General features: G+C 59.3%; 21 protein-coding genes. 14 read left to right on the top strand and 7 right to left on the bottom strand.

Annotated elements, in window-relative coordinates; genetic code table 11:
* Positions 1-138 precede the first annotated feature (138 nt).
* The 13 genes from alr (at position 139) to N7U68_RS02355 (ending at position 11,417) form a co-directional block, all read left to right on the top strand.
* Positions 139-1,176 (top strand): alanine racemase, encoded by a 1,038-nt coding sequence (alr, locus tag N7U68_RS02415; RefSeq protein ID WP_263048123.1) that lies wholly within the window; start codon positions 139-141, stop codon positions 1,174-1,176.
* Positions 1,173-1,958, top strand: coding sequence for an MlaE family ABC transporter permease (locus N7U68_RS02410; RefSeq protein WP_263048122.1), 786 nt, complete (start codon positions 1,173-1,175; stop codon positions 1,956-1,958). Before alr ends, N7U68_RS02410 begins: the two co-directional genes overlap by 4 nt.
* Positions 1,955-2,701, top strand: coding sequence for an ABC transporter ATP-binding protein (locus tag N7U68_RS02405; RefSeq protein ID WP_165192329.1), 747 nt, complete (start codon positions 1,955-1,957; stop codon positions 2,699-2,701). Before N7U68_RS02410 ends, N7U68_RS02405 begins: the two co-directional genes overlap by 4 nt.
* A gap of 295 nt (positions 2,702-2,996) precedes the next feature.
* Positions 2,997-3,440 carry a paraquat-inducible protein A gene (locus N7U68_RS02400; protein ID WP_263048121.1) on the top strand — a complete coding sequence of 148 codons (444 nt, stop codon included), beginning with the start codon at positions 2,997-2,999 and terminating at the stop codon, positions 3,438-3,440.
* A gap of 32 nt (positions 3,441-3,472) precedes the next feature.
* Complete coding sequence (gene radA, locus N7U68_RS02395; protein ID WP_165192331.1) at positions 3,473-4,837, top strand: DNA repair protein RadA; 1,365 nt, start codon at positions 3,473-3,475, stop codon at positions 4,835-4,837.
* Between the two features lie 26 nt (positions 4,838-4,863).
* Complete coding sequence (locus N7U68_RS02390) at positions 4,864-5,421, top strand: CvpA family protein (RefSeq protein ID WP_165192332.1); 558 nt, start codon at positions 4,864-4,866, stop codon at positions 5,419-5,421.
* Positions 5,422-5,425: 4 nt separating this feature from the next.
* The gene (locus N7U68_RS02385) at positions 5,426-5,872 is read left to right on the top strand and encodes a DMT family transporter (RefSeq protein WP_263048120.1); all 447 of its coding nucleotides are present in this window, start codon (positions 5,426-5,428) and stop codon (positions 5,870-5,872) included.
* Between the two features lie 145 nt (positions 5,873-6,017).
* Positions 6,018-7,496 (top strand): amidophosphoribosyltransferase, encoded by a 1,479-nt coding sequence (gene purF / locus N7U68_RS02380; protein ID WP_165197597.1) that lies wholly within the window; start codon positions 6,018-6,020, stop codon positions 7,494-7,496.
* 162 nt (positions 7,497-7,658) lie between these two features.
* The gene (locus tag N7U68_RS02375; RefSeq protein WP_263048119.1) at positions 7,659-7,928 is read left to right on the top strand and encodes a pilus assembly protein PilP; all 270 of its coding nucleotides are present in this window, start codon (positions 7,659-7,661) and stop codon (positions 7,926-7,928) included.
* A gap of 58 nt (positions 7,929-7,986) precedes the next feature.
* Positions 7,987-8,640 (top strand): SDR family NAD(P)-dependent oxidoreductase, encoded by a 654-nt coding sequence (locus tag N7U68_RS02370; RefSeq protein WP_165192335.1) that lies wholly within the window; start codon positions 7,987-7,989, stop codon positions 8,638-8,640.
* Between the two features lie 97 nt (positions 8,641-8,737).
* On the top strand, positions 8,738-9,520 hold the full coding sequence (gene surE / locus N7U68_RS02365; protein ID WP_263048118.1) for a 5'/3'-nucleotidase SurE: 783 nt from the start codon (positions 8,738-8,740) through the stop codon (positions 9,518-9,520).
* Entirely contained in the window at positions 9,517-10,173 is a 657-nt protein-coding gene (locus tag N7U68_RS02360; protein ID WP_165192337.1) for a protein-L-isoaspartate(D-aspartate) O-methyltransferase, read from the top strand. Before surE ends, N7U68_RS02360 begins: the two co-directional genes overlap by 4 nt.
* Positions 10,174-10,235: 62 nt before the next feature.
* Positions 10,236-11,417 (top strand): peptidoglycan DD-metalloendopeptidase family protein, encoded by a 1,182-nt coding sequence (locus tag N7U68_RS02355; protein ID WP_263048117.1) that lies wholly within the window; start codon positions 10,236-10,238, stop codon positions 11,415-11,417.
* Between the two features lie 124 nt (positions 11,418-11,541).
* Here the strand turns inward: N7U68_RS02355 and N7U68_RS02350 are convergent, their stop codons facing one another.
* The 7 genes from N7U68_RS02350 to N7U68_RS02320 form a co-directional block, all read right to left on the bottom strand.
* Positions 11,542-12,384 (bottom strand): ATP-binding protein, encoded by an 843-nt coding sequence (locus N7U68_RS02350; protein WP_263048116.1) that lies wholly within the window; start codon positions 12,382-12,384, stop codon positions 11,542-11,544.
* A complete protein-coding gene (gene tatC / locus N7U68_RS02345) occupies positions 12,381-13,292 on the bottom strand; it encodes a twin-arginine translocase subunit TatC (RefSeq protein ID WP_263048115.1) in 912 nt (303 codons plus the stop codon). The genes N7U68_RS02350 and tatC overlap by 4 nt, the downstream gene beginning before the upstream one ends.
* Positions 13,289-13,894, bottom strand: a complete 606-nt coding sequence (gene tatB / locus N7U68_RS02340; protein WP_263048114.1) for a Sec-independent protein translocase protein TatB — start codon at positions 13,892-13,894, stop codon at positions 13,289-13,291. Before tatB ends, tatC begins: the two co-directional genes overlap by 4 nt.
* A 7-nt stretch (positions 13,895-13,901) precedes the next feature.
* Positions 13,902-14,126, bottom strand: a complete 225-nt coding sequence (locus N7U68_RS02335; protein WP_165192342.1) for a twin-arginine translocase TatA/TatE family subunit — start codon at positions 14,124-14,126, stop codon at positions 13,902-13,904.
* A gap of 130 nt (positions 14,127-14,256) precedes the next feature.
* Positions 14,257-15,357 carry an ABC transporter ATP-binding protein gene (locus N7U68_RS02330; RefSeq protein WP_263048113.1) on the bottom strand — a complete coding sequence of 367 codons (1,101 nt, stop codon included), beginning with the start codon at positions 15,355-15,357 and terminating at the stop codon, positions 14,257-14,259.
* A gap of 104 nt (positions 15,358-15,461) precedes the next feature.
* Positions 15,462-16,832 (bottom strand): SLC5/6 family protein, encoded by a 1,371-nt coding sequence (locus N7U68_RS02325; RefSeq protein WP_263048112.1) that lies wholly within the window; start codon positions 16,830-16,832, stop codon positions 15,462-15,464.
* Between the two features lie 130 nt (positions 16,833-16,962).
* Positions 16,963-17,742: an SDR family oxidoreductase gene (locus tag N7U68_RS02320; RefSeq protein WP_263048111.1), complete on the bottom strand. Its 780-nt coding sequence runs from the start codon at positions 17,740-17,742 to the stop codon at positions 16,963-16,965.
* A 199-nt stretch (positions 17,743-17,941) separates the two neighbouring features.
* On the opposite strand from N7U68_RS02320, the gene N7U68_RS02315 reads away from it, so the two are divergent.
* Positions 17,942-18,946: a Hint domain-containing protein gene (locus N7U68_RS02315; RefSeq protein WP_263048110.1), complete on the top strand. Its 1,005-nt coding sequence runs from the start codon at positions 17,942-17,944 to the stop codon at positions 18,944-18,946.
* The last annotated feature ends 2 nt before the right edge of the window (positions 18,947-18,948 follow it).

The following is an 18,948-nucleotide window of genomic DNA, read 5'->3' as shown; positions in this document are numbered from 1 at the left end:
AGATATTTCGTCGAATAATCTGGAAGCCAGAGAAAATTCGCGAATTTCCTCTTCCTGTGGCGGGCTGCCGCCCCTTATGCATCGCATAGGTTACGCTTTGCCCTTGACCTCTCGCGCCTCCATGTCAAAACCCCTGATATGAGCACGCCAACCCTTACAGTCGATCTGAATGCCATTGTCGCCAACTGGCGCGCACTGGATGCCTTGTCAGAGGGCGAAACCGGTGCGGCGGTCAAGGCCGATGCTTACGGGCTGGGCGCGGATCGGGTGGCACGCGCGCTGGCGCGGGCCGGGGCCCGGACGTTCTTTGTTGCCGTTGCCGAAGAGGGCGTCGCGTTGCGCGAGGCGCTCGGTCCCGGCCCTGCCATCTATGTCCTGTCGGGCCATATGCCCGGCGACGGGGACATGATCGGTGACCTCGGTCTGCTGCCGGTGATCAATTCGCTTGACCAGATGATCCGCCATGTCGAGGCGCTGCCGAACCGCAGCTTTGCCCTGCAATTGGATACCGGCATGAACCGGCTCGGCATGGAGCCGTCCGAATGGAGCGCGATACGCGACATCGCGTTGGCACAAAACCCGCAACTGATTATGAGCCATCTGGCCTGCGCCGACGAGCGCGATCATGCGATGAACCCGCAGCAGCTCAATCAGTTTCTGGATATGACCCAAGGCTGCGATTGTCCGCTCAGTTTGGCCAATACCGGCGCGACCCTGCTGGACCCCGCGTATCACTTTGACCTCACGCGACCGGGCATCGGTCTTTATGGCGGTTTGCCATTTGTCGAGGCGCGCCCGGTGGTGACACTCGATATACCCGTGATCCAATGCCGCGATGTGGTTCCGGGCGAAACGGTTGGTTACGGCGATGGCTGGGTTGCGAAACGTCCCAGCCGGATCGCGACCCTCAGCGCCGGCTATGCCGACGGTATCATCCGCGCGATGGGCCCACGCGCCCATGTCCACGCCGAAGATACCGCCCTGCCCGTCGCCGGCCGCATCTCGATGGATCTGATCGGCGTTGACGTGACGGACCTTGGCCATGATCCAAAATCGGTTCAGTTGCTCGGCCCGCATCAGTCGATTGACACGCTGGCGACCGCTGCAGGTACCATCGGCTACGAAATCCTGACCTCGCTGGGCGCGCGCTACACCCGTCGGTATCTCGGCGGATGAGCTGGATCACCGCCCTGCTCGCCTCAATCGGTCGCACCGTCCTCGGCGCGCTCGCGGCAATGGGGCGTATCTCGATTTATGCAGGGCAAACCCTCGGCCATATGATCCGCCCGCCGATCTATCTGAAGGAGATCGGCGGCGCCCTCCTGAGCGTTGGATATTTCAGCCTGCCGGTTGTGGGCCTGACCGCCTTTTTCACCGGCGGCGCACTGGCACTACAGATCTACTCTGGCGGCGCGCGGTTCAACGCAGAGGCGGTCGTGCCGCAAATCGTCGCCATCGGCATGGTGCGCGAATTGGGGCCGGTGCTGGTCGGCCTGATGATCGCCGCGCGTGTCACCTCGTCCATCGCGGCAGAAATCGCGACCATGAAAGTGACCGAGCAGATTGATGCGCTCGTCACCCTGTCCACCCATCCAATGAAATACCTCACCGTGCCCCGCGTGCTGGCCGGGCTGATCATGGTGCCGGTGTTGGTTGGCATTGGCGACATCATCGGCATTTTTGGCGGCTATATCGTCGGCACCCGCAGCCTGGGATTCAACCCGGCTGCATATCTGCAAAACACCGTAAATTTCATCGAATTGCGCGATATCGTCTCGTCCCTCGCCAAGGGCGCGGCGTTTGGTTTCATCGCCACGCTGATGGGCTGCTACTATGGCATGAACACCTCGCGCGGCGCGGCAGGCGTCGGTAGGGCGACCAAAGGCGCGGTCGAGGCCGCCGCAGTGCTGATCCTTGCTGCCAACTTCCTTCTTACCAGCATCTTTTTCACGATATGATTGAGCTTAACGACGTCCATAAATCCTTTGGCCCGAAACGGGTCCTGCGCGGGGTCAACCTGAGCATTCCAAAGGGCACGTCGATGGTCGTGATCGGCGGCTCGGGCACTGGCAAATCTGTCTGCCTGAAATCTGTTCTTGGCCTCGTGCGTCCCGATAGCGGCGTGATCACACTGGATGGCGAGGACGTTGCACGCGCCGAGCGTGACAGTTTCCTCGCCCGTTTCGGGATGCTGTTTCAGGGCGGTGCGCTGTTTGATTCGCTGCCCGTCTGGCAGAACGTCGCCTTTCGCCTGCTGCGCGGCTCACTGAAACGGCCAAAGGACGAAGCTCGCGCCATCGCGATCGAAAAACTGCGCCGCGTCGGGCTGACACCGGATGTGGCCGACCTTTTCCCGGCAGAGCTGTCGGGCGGTATGCAAAAACGTGTCGGATTGGCCCGCGCCATCGCAGCCGAGCCCGAAATCATCTTTTTTGACGAACCAACCACCGGCCTCGATCCGATCATGTCCGGCGTGATCAATGACCTGATCCGCGAAATCGTGGTCGAGATGGGGGCAACCGCCATGACCATCACCCACGATATGTCCTCCGTGCGCGCCATCGCCGACAACGTTGCCATGCTGCATGACGGGGTGATCCAATGGACCGGTCCGGTCGCGGATATGGATGCGTCGGGCGATCCTTACCTAGATCAGTTCATCCACGGTCGAGCCGATGGACCGATCGAGGCGGTACGGTAGAAAGGGTGTAGGCCGGGCTTCAGCCCGGCACCCCGCCACACGATGTGACGCTCAACATTCCGTCGTCCCTGCCGGGCTAAGGCCCGGCCCACGGACGTGCGCAACCAATTCCTTGATGTTTCCGAAATCTGCACCGACGCAATACCGACGTTAAACCGACATGAAACCGAACCAGTATTTCGCCAAACTTACAAAACCTTATGATCCAAAATTCAACTGCCAGAACACACCCGCCCTTGCACCTATCGTACGCTACGCCTAGCTGGTGTTAACCAGTCCTGCCCAAGGCTACCCCATGCTTCGCCTCGCCAACCTGACGCTGCTGATCCTGTTTCCACTCGCGTGGTTCGCGCCGATGATGCGCGCGGGGCTGAACCTGCCGCTCTTTGGTCTCACCGAAATCACGGTCATTTCCGGTCTGCAATCGCTGTGGGAAACCGATGTGGTTCTGGCACTTCTGGTCACATTCTTTGCCCTCTTTGCGCCCTATGCGAAAACGGTCGGTCTGGCGCTCATCCATTTCGGCCTGATGCGGCGTAAAACCCTGCCTGCGTTGCAGATACTGGGCAAATTGGCGATGGCTGACGTGTTCTTGATCGCGCTCTATATCGTGGTGGTCAAAGGCGTCGGCATGGCCACGGTCGAGACCGCGTGGGGTCTCTATTTGTTCACCGGTTGCATCCTTGTCTCTATCGCCATTGGATACTTGACCCAGCGCCGCAAACCACAAGGGGTTTGACGCGGCCCGCGCGCTGGGGCATGACCCAGAGCATGGCGAAAACACCCAGCTTCACCTGCAATGCCTGCGGCGCGGTCCATAACAAATGGTCCGGGCGATGCGACGCATGCGGCGAGTGGAACACGATTGTCGAGGATACCGGTCTCAGCGCCGGACCTGCCAAAAATTCGCTGGGCAACGCGCGCGGCAAGGGCATGACCCTCACAGACCTGTCCGCCAAGGAAACGCCACCACCACGCACCAATAGCGGACTAGCTGAACTGGACCGCGTTCTGGGTGGCGGCCTCGTACCGGCTTCGGCCTTGCTCGTAGGTGGCGATCCGGGGATCGGAAAATCCACCCTGCTGTTACAAGCCGCCTCAGCGTTTTCTCGCAAGGGTCTGAAAACTATATATGTTTCCGGAGAAGAGGCCAGCGCCCAAGTGCGTATGCGCGCCGAGCGGCTGGGGCTGCAAGACGCGCCTGTGCAACTCGCCTCCGAGACCAATCTGCGCGACATCCTGACCACCATGGAGGCGGAAAAACCGCAACTGGTGATCATAGATTCGATCCAGACCATGTGGCTCGATACCATCGGCAGCGCCCCCGGCAGCGTCAGTCAGGTGCGCGCAGCCGCCCATGAGCTGACCAGCTTTGCCAAGCGCCGGGGCGTCAGTGTTGTTCTTGTCGGTCACGTCACCAAAGACGGTCAGATCGCAGGCCCGCGCGTCGTCGAACACATGGTTGATACGGTGCTTTACTTCGAGGGCGAGCGCGGTCATCAGTTCCGTATCTTGCGCGCAGTCAAAAACCGGTTCGGCCCCGCCGACGAGATCGGCGTATTCGAGATGACCGGGCGCGGCCTTTCCGAGGTCACCAACCCCTCGGCACTGTTTCTCAGTGAACGTGGCAAACCTACGCCGGGTTCGGCCGTCTTTGCCGGGATCGAGGGCACCCGCCCCGTGCTGGTCGAGTTACAGGCGCTGGTGGCGCCAACGCCCCATTCTCAACCGCGGCGCGCCGTGGTGGGCTGGGACGGCGCGCGACTGGCGATGATCCTCGCCGTGCTCGAATCGCGTTGTGGCATTCCGTTCGCGGGGCTCGACGTCTATCTCAACGTGGCCGGTGGCATGAAGATCAGCGAGCCAGCCGCTGATCTGGCAGTTGCAGCCGCACTGCTGAGCGCACGCGAAGATAGCGCACTGCCCGCAGATACAGTTGTTTTTGGCGAAATCAGCCTTTCTGGCGCACTCCGCCCGGCCCCCCAGACCGAAAACAGGTTGAAAGAAGCCCAAAAACTTGGTTTCAACGCGGCAATCGTACCTAAAGGCGGCAAGCCCGGTGGCGCGAGCGGTCTGAGTTTGACACGACTCGAAGATTTGACCGCTTTTGTGGGTGACATTTTCGGCGCAGGCTAGCGCCCCAGCAGGACGAGGCAAGGCATATGGAAGGTTTCACCATCATCGACGGCGTGGTTGCGCTGGTTATCGTGCTTTCGGCGCTGTTGGCCTATAGCCGCGGTTTCGTGCGCGAAGCACTGGCAATCGCCGGATGGATCGTGGCAGGCATCGTCGCCTTCATTTTCGCCCCTCAGGTCGAACCACTGGTCAAGGAAATTCCGGTTGTCGGTGACTTCATCGCAGACAGTTGCGAGCTGAGCATGATCGGTGCTTTTGCCATCGTTTTCGCTCTGGCTCTCATTGTGGCGTCGCTGATCACGCCGCTGTTTTCATCACTGGTCCAGCGGTCTGCGCTCGGAGGGCTTGATCAGGGGATCGGGTTTCTCTTTGGTGTGGCGCGCGGCGTTTTGCTCGTGGCTGTGGCCTATTTCGTCTATGAGACGGTGATTACCAGCCAGAATATCCAGATGATCGACGACAGCCGTTCGGCCCGCGTCTTCGCACATCTCACCGGGCGTATCGAAGATGGCAACCCGGAACAGGCGCTTGGCTGGATTACAGCCCAGTACGAGGCGTTGGTTGGCGCTTGCGACGCACAATAACACCATGACGAATACGACCCTCATCGCCTTGGTGTTGATGGCCGCTTCGGGTGTGGCGCTTGCGCTTCAGGCCCCTCTTAATGCAATGCTCGGGCGCGGGATCGGCAGCCCGTTGGCGGCCGCAACCGTGTCTTTCGGCGTTGGCTTTCTCGTGTTGCTACTGCTGACTCTGATCATTGGCGACGGGGCCAGTCTGACCCGATTGGGCACTGTGCCGATCTGGCTGTTGATCGGCGGCACATTGGGCGCGCTTTACGTTTTCTCCGCTTTATGGAGCGTGCCTGTCTTGGGTGTGCTGACTGTCACGACCATGTTGATATTGGGTCAGATGGTGGCGGCACTGCTCTTGGATTATTTCGGTGCATTCGGCTTAGCTGCACAAGAACTGACAGCCAAACGATTGCTGGCCGCAGCACTGGTGGCCGGTGGCGTGGTGCTGTCGCGGATCTGACACCTGTCGCACAAGGTGACGTTGCGGCGGGGATGTCACAAAGCGCACTGTCTGCGGATCAACGGGTGACAACCGGGAACGCAGCGCCTATGTGTGACGCATCGGTGACAATCGGATTCGGAGTTGCCCCGCCTTGTCCAAGCACATGCCCCCTGCCCACCCGTTCGATTCCTCGTATCTGCGCGACGCCGCCGACGAGGATAAGCTAAAAGAAGAGTGCGGCGTTTTCGGCGTGATCGGCGTAACGGATGCGGCCAATTTCGTTGCACTCGGCCTGCACGCCCTGCAACACCGCGGCCAAGAGGCAGGCGGAATCGTCTGCCACCATCCCGAACACGGGTTCAACAGCGCCCGGCGATTCGGCTATGTCCGCGATAACTTTACCAAGCAAAGCCTGATGGAAACGCTGCCCGGCCCGCTGGCCATCGGGCATGTGCGATACTCCACGTCTGGCGGCAAGGCCCCGGTTATTCGCGATGTGCAGCCCTTCTTTGGCGAATTTGCCATGGGAGGTGCCGCAATTGCCCATAACGGTAACATCACCAATGCAGACGCGCTGCGCAAAGAGCTGATCGAACGCGGCAGCATTTTCCAGTCCAATTCCGACAGTGAATGTATCATCCATCTAATGGCCCGCTCACTGCAGCGTACCATCCCAGAGAGGATGGAAGATGCACTGCGCCGGGTTGAAGGTGCGTTTTCGGTGGTCGCGATGACCCGTACCAAGCTGATTGGAGTGCGTGATCCGCTGGGTGTGCGTCCGTTGGTACTGGGACAAGTGGCGGATGGCTGGGTTCTCAGCTCAGAAACCTGCGCGCTGGATATTATCGGCGCGAAATATGTACGCGAAGTGGCCCCCGGCGAGATGGTCGTGATCAACGGCAATGGTGTTGAGAGCCACTTTCCTTTCCGCCCGCAAAAACCACGGTTCTGCATTTTCGAACATGTCTACTTTAGCCGACCGGATTCGATCATCGGACAGCGCAGCGTCTATGAGACACGCCGCCAGATCGGGATTGAGCTGGCCCGCGAGGCCCCGGTGGAGGCCGATATTGTCTGCCCGGTTCCTGATAGCGGCACTCCTGCGGCCATCGGCTTTAGCCACGAATCCGGCATTCCCTATGCGATGGGTATCATCCGGAACCAGTATATGGGTCGGACCTTCATCGAACCGACAGAGCAGATCCGCAATATGGGGGTTCGGCTCAAGCTGAACGTCAACCGCGCCCTGATCAAGGACAAGCGCGTGATCCTCGTCGATGACAGCGTCGTGCGAGGTACCACAAGCCGCAAGATCAAGGAAATGATCCTCGATGCCGGTGCGAAAGAGGTACATTTCCGTATCGCGTCCCCGCCGACCGCCTGGCCCTGTTTCTATGGTGTGGACACGCCCAAGCGCGAAAAGCTGCTGGCCGCGACCATGTCAGAGGACGAAATGCGCGATCATTTGCAGGTGGATAGCCTGCGGTTTATTTCGCTTGATGGTCTGTACCGCGCTGTAGGAGAGGCATCGGGCCGCGATGCATCCTGTCCGCAGTATTGCGATGCGTGTTTTTCTGGCGAATACCCGGTGAAACCTTCCGACCAGATCGAAAAGGGTTTCGAGTTGAAGGCCGCCGAATAAACCACGCAATCCGGATTCTGTTGTTCATAGATCGCCAGCGGCGCTTTGCCGCTGCTGATGCTGCGTTGCGGCATTAACCCGCCGATGCGTTATCACCCCCCTTTCACCTGCCGGTATTTGGGCCTAGACGGCGCGCTGAACCACGCCTTGAAAGGGGATAACGTGACAGACTTCAGCGATACCACGACACCGTCGCAGGTGGTCAAGACCGCGGCGACTCAAGAGGTCCAGATACCATCAGGCACCGTTCTGATCGGGACCGTCACCGCCAAGAATCGCGCCTATGCACTGGTGAAATCCAGCACGGGTAAAATCGTGCAGGTCAAACCCGGCGATCAGATCGGCAAGCAAACTGTGGCTGCCATCGAGCAGGGCCAGATGATCCTGATGCATAATGGGCGCACTGAACGCATGCTCATTCCGGGCGGCTGACTCAAGACGGGCACTTTTGCCTCTTGATTTGCGCGCCAAGGGATGAAAAGCCCCCAGCATGACCAAAGACACCACCACCCCCGTCGCACTGATCACCGGCGCCTCGCGCGGCCTCGGTGCGGCACTGGCCGAAGAACTGGCAGCGCAGTATCACATCGTTGCCGTGGCCCGTACCACCGGCGCGCTGGAAGAGCTTGATGACCGCATTCAGGCTGCCGGGCATAGTGCGACACTGGCCCCGATGGACATCACCAATCCCGATGCAATGCGTCAGCTGTGCCGTTCGATTCATGATCGCTGGGGCAGTATCGCACTATGGGTTCATACGGCGGTTCACGCCGCACCGCTTACGCTGACGGCGCATCTAGATGCGCGCGACTGGGATAAATCCGTGGCATGCAACGTTACAGCCACAGGACAACTGATTCCGTTCATTGCACCCTTGCTGGGCGACAGCGGCCAAGCGATGTTTTTCGAGGACGTTAAGGCAGGCGATACGTTTTACGGCGCCTATGGTGCAACCAAGGCCGCGCAAATCGCTTTGGCGCGGTCGTGGCAGTCCGAGACATCGCGCACCGGACCACGCGTGCATATCGTCAACCCAGCACCGATGCCGACAGCCACACGCGCCCGGTTCCATCCCGGCGAAACCCGTGATGATCTGACCGACCCACGTGCCGAAGCCCGCCGCCTGCTAGAGCTTCTCGAGTGAATTCATGTCTGCGCCAAGCGGGCAACCGCTTGCCCGCCTGCCCCCTGCCCGCTACACAAGGCGAAAGCCACGCCGAACGGCTGTCAGGAGCGGACATTTGCGCATTCTCATCACCAATGACGACGGTATCAACGCACCGGGCCTAGAGGTCATGCAAGAGATTGCTTCGGGGCTTGCGGGTCCGAGCGGCGAGGTGTGGACTGTCGCCCCTGCATTCGAGCAGTCAGGCGTCGGGCACTGCATCTCCTACACGCAGCCGATGATGGTCAGTCAGATGGCTACACGACGCTACGCGGTACAAGGCAGCCCCGCCGATTGTGTTCTGGCCGGCCTGCATGACATCATGAAGGATAAACGTCCCGATCTGGTGTTGTCGGGCGTCAACCGCGGAAACAACTCGGCCGAGAACGCGGTGTATTCGGGTACTCTGGGCGCCGCAATGGAGGCTGCCCTGCAAGGCGTGCCCGCAATCGCGCTCAGCCAGTATTACGGCCCCGACAACCGCGATTTGGACGATCAGTTTGATGCCTCCCGTCAGCATGGTCTGACGACGGTTCAACGTTTGTTGGAAAAGGGTGTCTGGACACAAGACGACTATGGTATCTTCTACAATGTAAACTTCCCCCCCGTGCCCGGCGACGCCGTCAAAGGCCTGCGCGCCACGCGGCAGGGGTTCCGTCGCGACATGGGCTTTGGCGTGCAGCCGCATACGTCACCTTCGGGGCGTCGGTTCTTGTGGATCACCGGCGCACCACAGAGCCAGCCAACGTCAGAAGGGTCCGACGCTGACATGAACCTCAAAGGCTACATTTCGGTCACGCCGATGCGGGCCGATCTGACGGCCCATGATATCCTGGAGCCGCTGAAGGCCATCGAATGACCGGCCCCGACCAGATCGCCGAACGCAAAATGCAGTTCCTCTTCGCGCTGCGCTCCAAGGGGGTGACGGACGCGCGCGTGTTGGGCGCGATGGAAAAGATCGACCGCGGGCCATTTATTCGCGGCTATTTCGCCGACCGCGCCTATGAGGACATGCCGCTGCCCATTGCCTGTGGGCAGACAATCAGCCAACCATCGGTCGTGGCCTTGATGACCCAAGCGTTGAAACTCAGTCCTCGTGACAAGGTTCTGGAGGTCGGCACTGGTTCTGGCTATCAGGCGGCAATCCTTAGCCAGTTAGCGCGACGGGTCTATACTGTGGACCGGCACAAACGTCTGGTGCGCGAAGCCAGCGAAATTTTTCGCGCGCTGGATTTGACCAACATCACCGCCCTCACGGCTGACGGCAGCTTTGGTTTACCCGATCAGGCGCCGTTTGATCGTATCATCGTGACCGCCGCCGCCGAGGATCCCCCCGGACCACTCTTGGCGCAACTCAAAATCGGGGGTATCATGGTCGTGCCGGTTGGACAGTCCGACGCCGTGCAAAGCCTGATCCGAGTGACGCGTAGCGCGGACGGCTTTGACTATGACGAGCTGCGACCGGTGCGATTTGTGCCGCTGGTCGAGGGTTTAGGCCGCGATACGGCCTAATGTATGAGTATCTAAGACAAAGCCCCGGCGCATAAGGGGCAGATGATGAGGACGCGATCGAGATGAGTTTTTCCAAACGCCCCGCCATGCTCTTGGCCGGCACCGCAGCGCTGGTTCTGGGTGCCTGTGATGGTCCGCTCGACTTTGATATGCGCGGGGGGATCGGCAATGGGCTGGATACCGCCGAAGCGGCCCGCACCGCGACCGCCAATCGGCCGGAACCGGATAGCCGTGGAATCATCTCTTATCCGGGGTATCAGGTCGCAATCGCGCGGCGTGGTGATACCTTAGCCACCCTCGCGGCCCGAATCGGCATTGATGCCGCCGAACTGGGCCGGTTCAACGGGATTTCACCCGATGACAACCTCCGTCGCGGCGAAGTGGTTGCCCTGCCCCGTCGTGTTGCCGAACCGGCAGGCGGTCCGATCCAACCCGGTGGTGTGGATATAGCGACCATCGCTGGTGGTGCCATAGACAAGGCCGACAAGAACAAAGTCGAGACCAGCACGCTGGAACCTGCCCCGCAGACCGGCGCAGAACCGGTTCGCCACAAGGTGGCACGCGGTGAGACCGCCTATACCATTGCGCGGCTCTATAATGTCTCGATCCGCAGCCTCGCGGACTGGAACGGGCTGGGCTCTGACTTTGGTGTACGTGAGGGACAATATCTGTTGATCCCTGTCGCCTTGCCCGGCGAAGTCGGCAAGCCATTTGACGCGACTGAGGTGCCTCAGACCGAGCCGCCGGGGGTCGGATCGCCGACGCCAGAGCCGCCAAGTGCCGAAAAGCCGCTGCCAGAGGATGACACGACCCCGGTCACCAACATCTCAACCCCAAAGACAAAGCCGGGTGATGCGCCCGACCTTGGTGCGACCCAAACCAAGAAGAGCAAAGCCCGTATGAGCTATCCCGTGCGCGGCGACATCGTGCGCGCCTACTCCAAAGGCAAGAACGAAGGTATCGACATCGCGGCCACCCCCGGCACAGCCGTCAAATCGGCAGCCAAGGGGACGATCGCGCACATTGGCGCAGAAACAAGCGGGACATCTATCATCGTGATCCGCCACGATAACAATCTGATGACCGTTTATTCGAATGTCGAAAGTGTCACGGTCGAGACCGGAGATAAGGTGAGCCGTGGTGATACACTAGCAAAGGCAGGCAGCTCAGGCTCTGGCGCAGTCCATTTCGAAGTGCGCGATGGGTTCGAAAGCCTGGACCCGGTACCATATCTGACTGAGTAATTGCTGAATGTTTCAGGCTGCAATCTGTCGAAAACAAACGATCAACGCCCAAGAGCGTTAAGCCCTTACGGACCGAAACGCCCTGCCCGCCGTAGGGGGCTCTGATCGCGCATGAGGCGGATAATCAGGTTGGAATCGCTATGCCGCGTCGCCCGGCCAAGTCGGTGACATATTGCCACGCAACTCGCCCCGAACGCGCGCCTCGGGTCGCTTGCCACTCGATCGCTTCGGCGCGCAAGGCTTCATCGTCAATGTAGATGCCATAAGCATCACAATAGCCCCGGATCATCGCCAGATATTCGTCCTGCCCGCAAGGATGAAAGCCGAGCCAAAGACCGAAGCGGTCGCTAAGCGACACTTTTTCTTCGGTTGCTTCGCTAGGACTGATCGCGCTGGAACGTTCATTTTCAATCATGTCGCGCGGCATAAGGTGGCGGCGGTTTGACGTGGCATAGAACACCACATTCTCAGGTCGCCCTTCGATTCCGCCATCCAATACCGCCTTAAGCGATTTGTAATGTTGGTCATCATGGCTAAAGCTGAGATCGTCGCAAAAGAGTACAAATCGCGCATCACTGGAGCGCAGCAGCGCCAGAAGACGCGTGACGCTGGTCAGGTCTTCGCGTTGCAGTTCCACGATTTTGAGGGGTGCGCCCTCTGCGACAACAGCCGCATGTACCGCTTTGACAAGGCTGGATTTCCCCATGCCCCGCGCGCCCCAGAGAAGCGCGTTATTCGCAGGCAGCCCGCGCGCAAACTGGCGGGTGTTTTCAAGCAGCGTGTCGCGCGAGCGATCCACCCCCAGCAGCAGGCCCATGTCGACCCGCGAAACATGCGGCACCGGCTCCAGCCGGTCAGGTGCTACGTGCCAGACAAAGGCATCTGCATCAGCGAAATCCGGCGCGTCAAACGGCGGTGGGCTGACCCGTTCCAGCGCCGCGGCGATCCGTTCTAGCGGATCACTCATGGGCGTGGGTCCTGATCGGTCTCGTCCGAAACATCCTCTGGATGCGTCTCATCGTCGGGCATTTCGATATCATCGTCGTCATCAAACCACAGGCCCTCTGCGCGCAGCTTGGCCTCGCGCTTTTGCTCTACGCGCCGGACGAGGAAGATCGAAATCTCATAGAGACCGTAAACCACCACAAAGAGGATCACTTGGGTGATGACATCCGGTGGCGTGACCAGCGCGGCCAGCACCAGAATGCCGACCACTGCGTATTTACGCACAGCCTTTAGTCCTTCGGCACCGACCAGACCGGCCTTGCCCATCAGCGTCAGCAACACGGGCAGTTGGAAACACAAACCAAAAGCGACGATGAACTTAATCGTCAGGTTGAGATACTCTTGGGCAGATCCCTGAAACACGACACTAAGCGGCGCAGGTCCCTGTACGCCCTCGATGGCCTCGCCACCAGAGCCGAACTGCTGGAACCCCAGAAAGAAGTCATAGGCCAGCGGCGTTACCACGTAGAACGCAAAGCTGGCGCCAAGTATGAACATGAAGGGTGACGCGATGAGGAAGGGTAGAAATGCGCCCTTCTCTGTCTTGTACAAACCCGGAGCCACAAAGCGCCACATCTGGTTGGCAATGTAGGGAAAACCAAGGATGAAACCGCCCAAGAGCGATACCTTGATCGCAACAAAGAAGCCTTCCTGAGGCGAAATAAAGATCAGGTCGCAGTCTTGCCCCCGATCGGCCAGCACCGAACAGAGCGGTGCCGTCAGGAAGTTAAAGATCGGTGTCGCTACGGTAAAGCAGATGATCATGCCGATGAGAAACGCAACTACGGACCGGATCAGCCTTGTGCGCAGTTCCGCCAGATGCTCGATCAGCGGTGCGCTGCTGTCTTCGATTTCGTCGACGTTGCTCATGCCTTGTCCTTAGCCGCTTTTTTCGTCGCGGGCTTGGTAGCGGTCTTTTGCGCAGCAGGTTTTTTGGCCGCGGGTTTGGCTGCGGTCGACTTCGCAGACGTCTTAGCAGGCGATTTGCGCGCCGCTGGCTTCTTGGTCGCTGTGGACGTGGCTTTGGGCTGCTTCGCGGTGGCCGTCTTGGTCGGTTTCGCCTTGGTGGCTTTGGCTTCCTTCTCGGCAGCCGCAGCCTCTGCTGCCTTGCGTTCGGTGGCTTTCGCCGCAGTCTTTTCGCGAATTTTATCTGCCGCTTCCTGCCGTTCTGCACTCAGCTTGGGCTTGCCCGCGTCCCGGGTCGCCTGCGTAAAGCTTTCCGTGGTCTTGCGTACCTCGGACATGGCAGAACTGACCGGGTTCGTGGCCTTGCGCAGAGTATCGCTGACGTCCTTGACGCCCGCTTCGTCCGCTGCGTCGTTCATCGCCTTGGAAAACTCGCGCGCCATGCCCTTGGCCTTGCCGACGAACTTGCCAACTGTGCGGAACATTCCCGGCAGATCTTTGGGCCCCACGACGATCAACGCCACGATGCCAATCACCAGCAGCTCTGTCCACCCAAGGTCGAACATATGACGTTCAGACCTTGTCTTTTTCGGTTTCGGGCGTCACGTCCTTGGCATCATCACCGGATTCATTCGCGGCATCTTCCAGCTCTTTGTTGCCGTCGTTGATGCCCTTCTTGAACGAGGTGATCCCCTTGCCCACTTCGCCCATAAGCGATGAAATCTTGCCGCGTCCGAAAAGGACCAGCACGACAACAGCTATGAGCAGGATGCCCGGAAGGCCAATATTGTTCAGCATGCGTATTCTCCCTGTCTCGGGGCGGTGTCACATTTACCCCGGGAATTTCGTCAATAGTATCTAATCGCTCCGCACGCAGGTTAAAAGAACGAAAGCGCGGCTGCGCCGTCATTTTTATCGACCAGCGCGCTCAAGCCGTACTGGTACCCTGTCGAGCGGGGAACACAAAGCACCGATCACGCCGGATCATCAGCCACAAATTCTGCCCTTCGGATGGCAAAAATACATTGGGCACAGTTGCGCGCAGGATCGACCCGTCATGCGCCATCTTGAATTCAACGAGGCTCTCGGAACCCATGAAGCGCGCACGCTGAACCACGCCAAGCGCAGGAGTGCCATCGCCGGGCGTCGGGTTCGGTCCGCGCCCCTGCCGATCAAAGTCAATTTTAATATGTTGCGGTCGGATCACGATATCAACGGCCTGTCCGTCCGGGACGCCAGGCGTAAGAAACTGACCAAAGGGCGTGTCGGTCAACGCCCCCTGAACGACGCCACGTATCACGTTGATATCACTAAAGAATGATACAGAGTCACGATCTACTGGCGCATTATATATATTATAAGGCGCACCCTGTTGCACAATCTGACCCGCGCGCATCAATGCAATTTCATCAGCCATCCGCATCGCCTCGTCCGGCTCGTGCGTAACCAGCAGAACGGCCGCGTCCTCTTCACGCAGGATATCCAGCGTTTCGTCACGAATACCATCACGCAGGCGGTTGTCTAGACCCGAGAACGGCTCGTCCATCAGCATAATACGTGGGCGCGGTGCCAGCGCACGCGCAAGTGCCACTCGTTGTTGCTCTCCTCCTGACAACTCGTGCGGCAGTGATGTCTCGAACCGGGCAAGGCCGACTCGGACCAACATCTCTCGGATGCGTGCGGCGCGCTTGGCCCGGTCACCACCGAGGCCGAAACCGACGTTTTCAAACACCGACAAATGCGGAAAGAGTGCAAAATCCTGAAACATCAGGCCAATATTGCGGCGTTCGGGCGGCACACGGGTAACAGTGTCGCACACCAGCTTGCCATCAACCCAAATCTCGCCCGAATCTTGCATCTCGACACCTGCGATCATTCGCAGCGTGGTGGACTTGCCGCAACCCGAGGGACCCAGAAGACAAGTCACCTGCCCCGGATACACCTTGAGCGACACATCATCGACCACCACGCGCCCGTCATAACGGCGGACGAGGTTCTTGATCTCCAATCGTGGGGTCCGGTCTGCCAAGGGCTGTCCTTCGTGCTTCTCCGATGAAAACAATCGGGATTTTCATTCGGCAGATAGCAACCCAGACCGCTGCGTGCAAGACATGCGCGGCTTGCGCGCTGGCACTATGTCCGGCGAGAGGACCCCAGCAAAACGACCACGGAACCGATCAGAAGGACGACAAGGCAGATCACCAGCAACTGTTCATATTTATGCCCGTCCGGCACCATCCGGGCGGCCCAGATTGCATCGCGCCCAAAATACAGCATCGCCCCCGCCATCGCAGCAGCAAATGCTGCAAAATAGGACCAGAGCGCGATATGCCGACCCATTACGAGCCCAACGATTATAACAGGTGTCAGAAACATACTGGCCGTACCGCTGACCGCGACCGCGTCAAATAGCGTCTGATTGCCCCACAGCGTCAACCCCGCCCCAAGTGCCATAAAGCCACACATTGCCATACGTCCGGAACCCAGCGTGCGTGGTCCAAAGCCGAACTCTTCGACCACCAATCGCGCAGCGCTGGCCAGAGCCGAATCCAACGTGCTGAGTGCAGACACAAGCAGCGAGACAAGCAATGCTACGTAGAGCCATGCAGGAAACATTGCCCGCCACGTGCCCAGCAGTTGCCCCTCATAGGCAACACCGAGCAGACCCGCCTGAATGCCGAACATGCCAAAGGCGATGATACAGATTGTAGAGATCCAGAATGCATGCACAAACGAACGGCGCGTGGTGGTCGGATCGGCGAGGAAACCGCGATCCATCATCACCGGATCATGCGCCGGGTATGAAAACACCTGCAATAACGCGACCAGAAGCAATACCTGCCCATTCCATGCACCAGACGTACCGGGTGCGGTCAACACTGCTGTAAAGGAAAAGCCGGGACTGACGACCAATGCGATGAAGGCCGCTGCGAAAATAACGAGAAAGACGGTCATCTGAAGCACGTCTGTGCGCAGGGCCGCGCTCAACCCACCCCAGGCGCTGTAGGCCAACCCCAGCGCCGCGACGATTACGATGGACATCTCACGTGCCATCCCAATCTGCGGAAGCACCGCGGCAAAGATCAACCCGACAACCAGCAGATTGGCAAACACCTCTGACAGCAGGCGCAATGCAATAACCAGATTGTAGCATCCCCGTCCAGATGCGCCGAATTGCGCACCTAACCAGTCCTGCACAGAACGCGCGCCGCCCGCACGCAACCGGGCCACAATGAATCCCCCGGTCAGGAACGAGCCATAGTAGGTCGCATAGGCGAGCGTACCCCAGATGCCGTAGAAATAACCCAGAATTGCAGAATTCATTAGTGACCGGGCAAAAATCCAGGTCGTAACCTGACTGAGCACCAGAACCCAAAGAGATGGCGCGCGCCCATCAGCGCCCGCTCCACTGAAAAAACCTTCGATGCTGACGCGTCGTGGCGCTGCGATCAGGCTGGCGGCCACAACGAGGCCACACAGAATAGTTATGGCAGCAACATGCATGCGGCGGCCCCTTTTGCTCTGATAAGAACTTCAATCGGGTAGCCGCACAGATGTCGGTAGACCAGCCCCACAACGCGCGGTTGGCGCATTTGTGAATATGCGTCAACCGCGGTTGATGAATGGCAGGCGCTTACATCGTGGCGTTAACAAAGCCGCCATCGAGCAGAATGTTCTGCCCGACGATATAGCCTGCCTGCTTCGAACAGAGAAAGGCGCAAGCAGCGCCGAATTCTTCGATCGTGCCATAACGCCCGACAGGAATAGTGGCGCTGCGCTGCTTTTTAGCCTCTGCTTCGGAAATATCGTTCGCCTTGGCTGCGCCCTTATCAAGAGCAACGGCGCGGTCGGTCGCGTGCATGCCTGGCAGCAGGTTGTTGATGGTCACACCCGATCCTGCGACCTGCCGTGACGTGCCTGCAACATACCCCGTCAGCCCGGTGCGCGCCGAATTGCTGAGGCCCAGCACAGGGTTGGGTGCCTTTACCGCCATTGAGGTAATGTTGACCACCCGGCCCCAGCCGCGGTCCATCATGCCGGGCAGCAGTGCTTTCATCAGCGCGATGGGGGTCAGCATGTTGCTATCCAACGCCTTGATGAAATCATCGCGATCCCAATCCTGCCATGTCCCCGGAGGGGGGCCGCCTGCGTTGTTTACCAGAATGTCAGCATCACCTGCAGCCTTCAGCACTGCGGCCTGCCCTTCTGATGTCGTCACATCCACCGCCACCTCGGTGACTTCGACGCCGTACTCATCTCGAATCGCCTGCGCGGACGCGGCCAGCGCCTCGGCTCCGCGCGCGTTCATCACCAGATGCACGCCTTCGGCCGCAAGCGCACGCGCACAGCCAAGTCCCAGTCCCTTGGATGACGCACAAACCAGTGCCCGCTTTCCTTTTAGACCCATATCCATATCTTGTTCTCCATCTATATCCGCGACGAAACCTGACCATGGTCAAACGGTCGGAATTTCCCCGTGACGCCAACGCGCCGGCGGGTCAGAATGTCCTGAAATCCGCTGTAGTTCGACCTGTCTTTGCCACAATTTGGCACTAGCTTAAGGTTAAGGCAGACCCACCCGGACCAAAAGACGAAAAACGAGTTCCTGAATAATGACCCAAGCCATTGTCCAATCCATCCCGGTCTATCCCGCCGAAGCCATCAGCGTGGTGAATGGCGCGAACCTCGGCGATCCGCTATCTTTTGCAGCGGAACTAGACCTCGACGACACTTATGAATTGCACTTGGGTGGTGCGCTGGAACGACTGTCGTTCAGCACCGACAACGCTGGCGTTTTGACAGTCGCCAAGGGCACGCGACTGGGCCGACCGGGAAATCTGCTGCACCTAGATTGCTGTCTCACAATGATGAGCGCATCAGGCGCCACAACAGAGATATTGATTCTCGTCGAAGTGGATCATATCGGCGATGTGGATGCAGTTTTCGCCCTGCCACTGGCACCTATGACTCCACGCACGGATTATACGCTGGTTGGGATCGATACCGAAGGCGCCGCAGCTAAATTTGCCGAAGTGGCCTGTGTTTCCTTTTCGCGCGGCACCCATATCACTCTGGCATCCGGCGCACAGAAACCAATCGAAGAATTGAAAGTTGGCGACACGGTCCTCACCCGTGACGATGGACCGCAAAAGGTTCGCTGGGTTGGCAGCTCGACCGTGCGCGCGGTTGGGGCTTTTGCCCCCATCTGTATCCGAGCAGGTGCATTGCACAACACAAATGATCTGTATGTCAGCCCAGATCACCGGCTGTTCATCTACCAGCGCTCTGACGCGTTGGGGGCCGGACGGCACGAACTACTGGTGCGCGCGCGATACTTGGTAAACGGAGATACCATCGTTCAGGCAGATGGTGGGTTCATGGATTACTTTCAACTGCTCTTTGATACGCACCAGATCATCTACGCGGAAGGCATCGCAGCAGAAACGCTGTTGGTCGATACGCGCACGCGACCGGCATTGCCGCCGGAACTAAGCGAGAAACTGGCGCAATCCCTGACCGGACATGCCGAACGCATCCATCTAGATTTCGAAGTCAGCAAAGCGTTGCTAGATCATCCCGATGCCGCAGCCCTGCTAAGACGCGCCTCAACGCGCTAAGG

The organism is Roseovarius pelagicus (assembly GCF_025639885.1).
In the GTDB taxonomy this organism is placed as follows: Bacteria; Pseudomonadota; Alphaproteobacteria; order Rhodobacterales; family Rhodobacteraceae; genus Roseovarius; species Roseovarius pelagicus.
The sequence above is the reverse complement of the archived record's forward strand: the minus strand, read 5'-3'. Positions and strand labels throughout refer to the sequence as shown.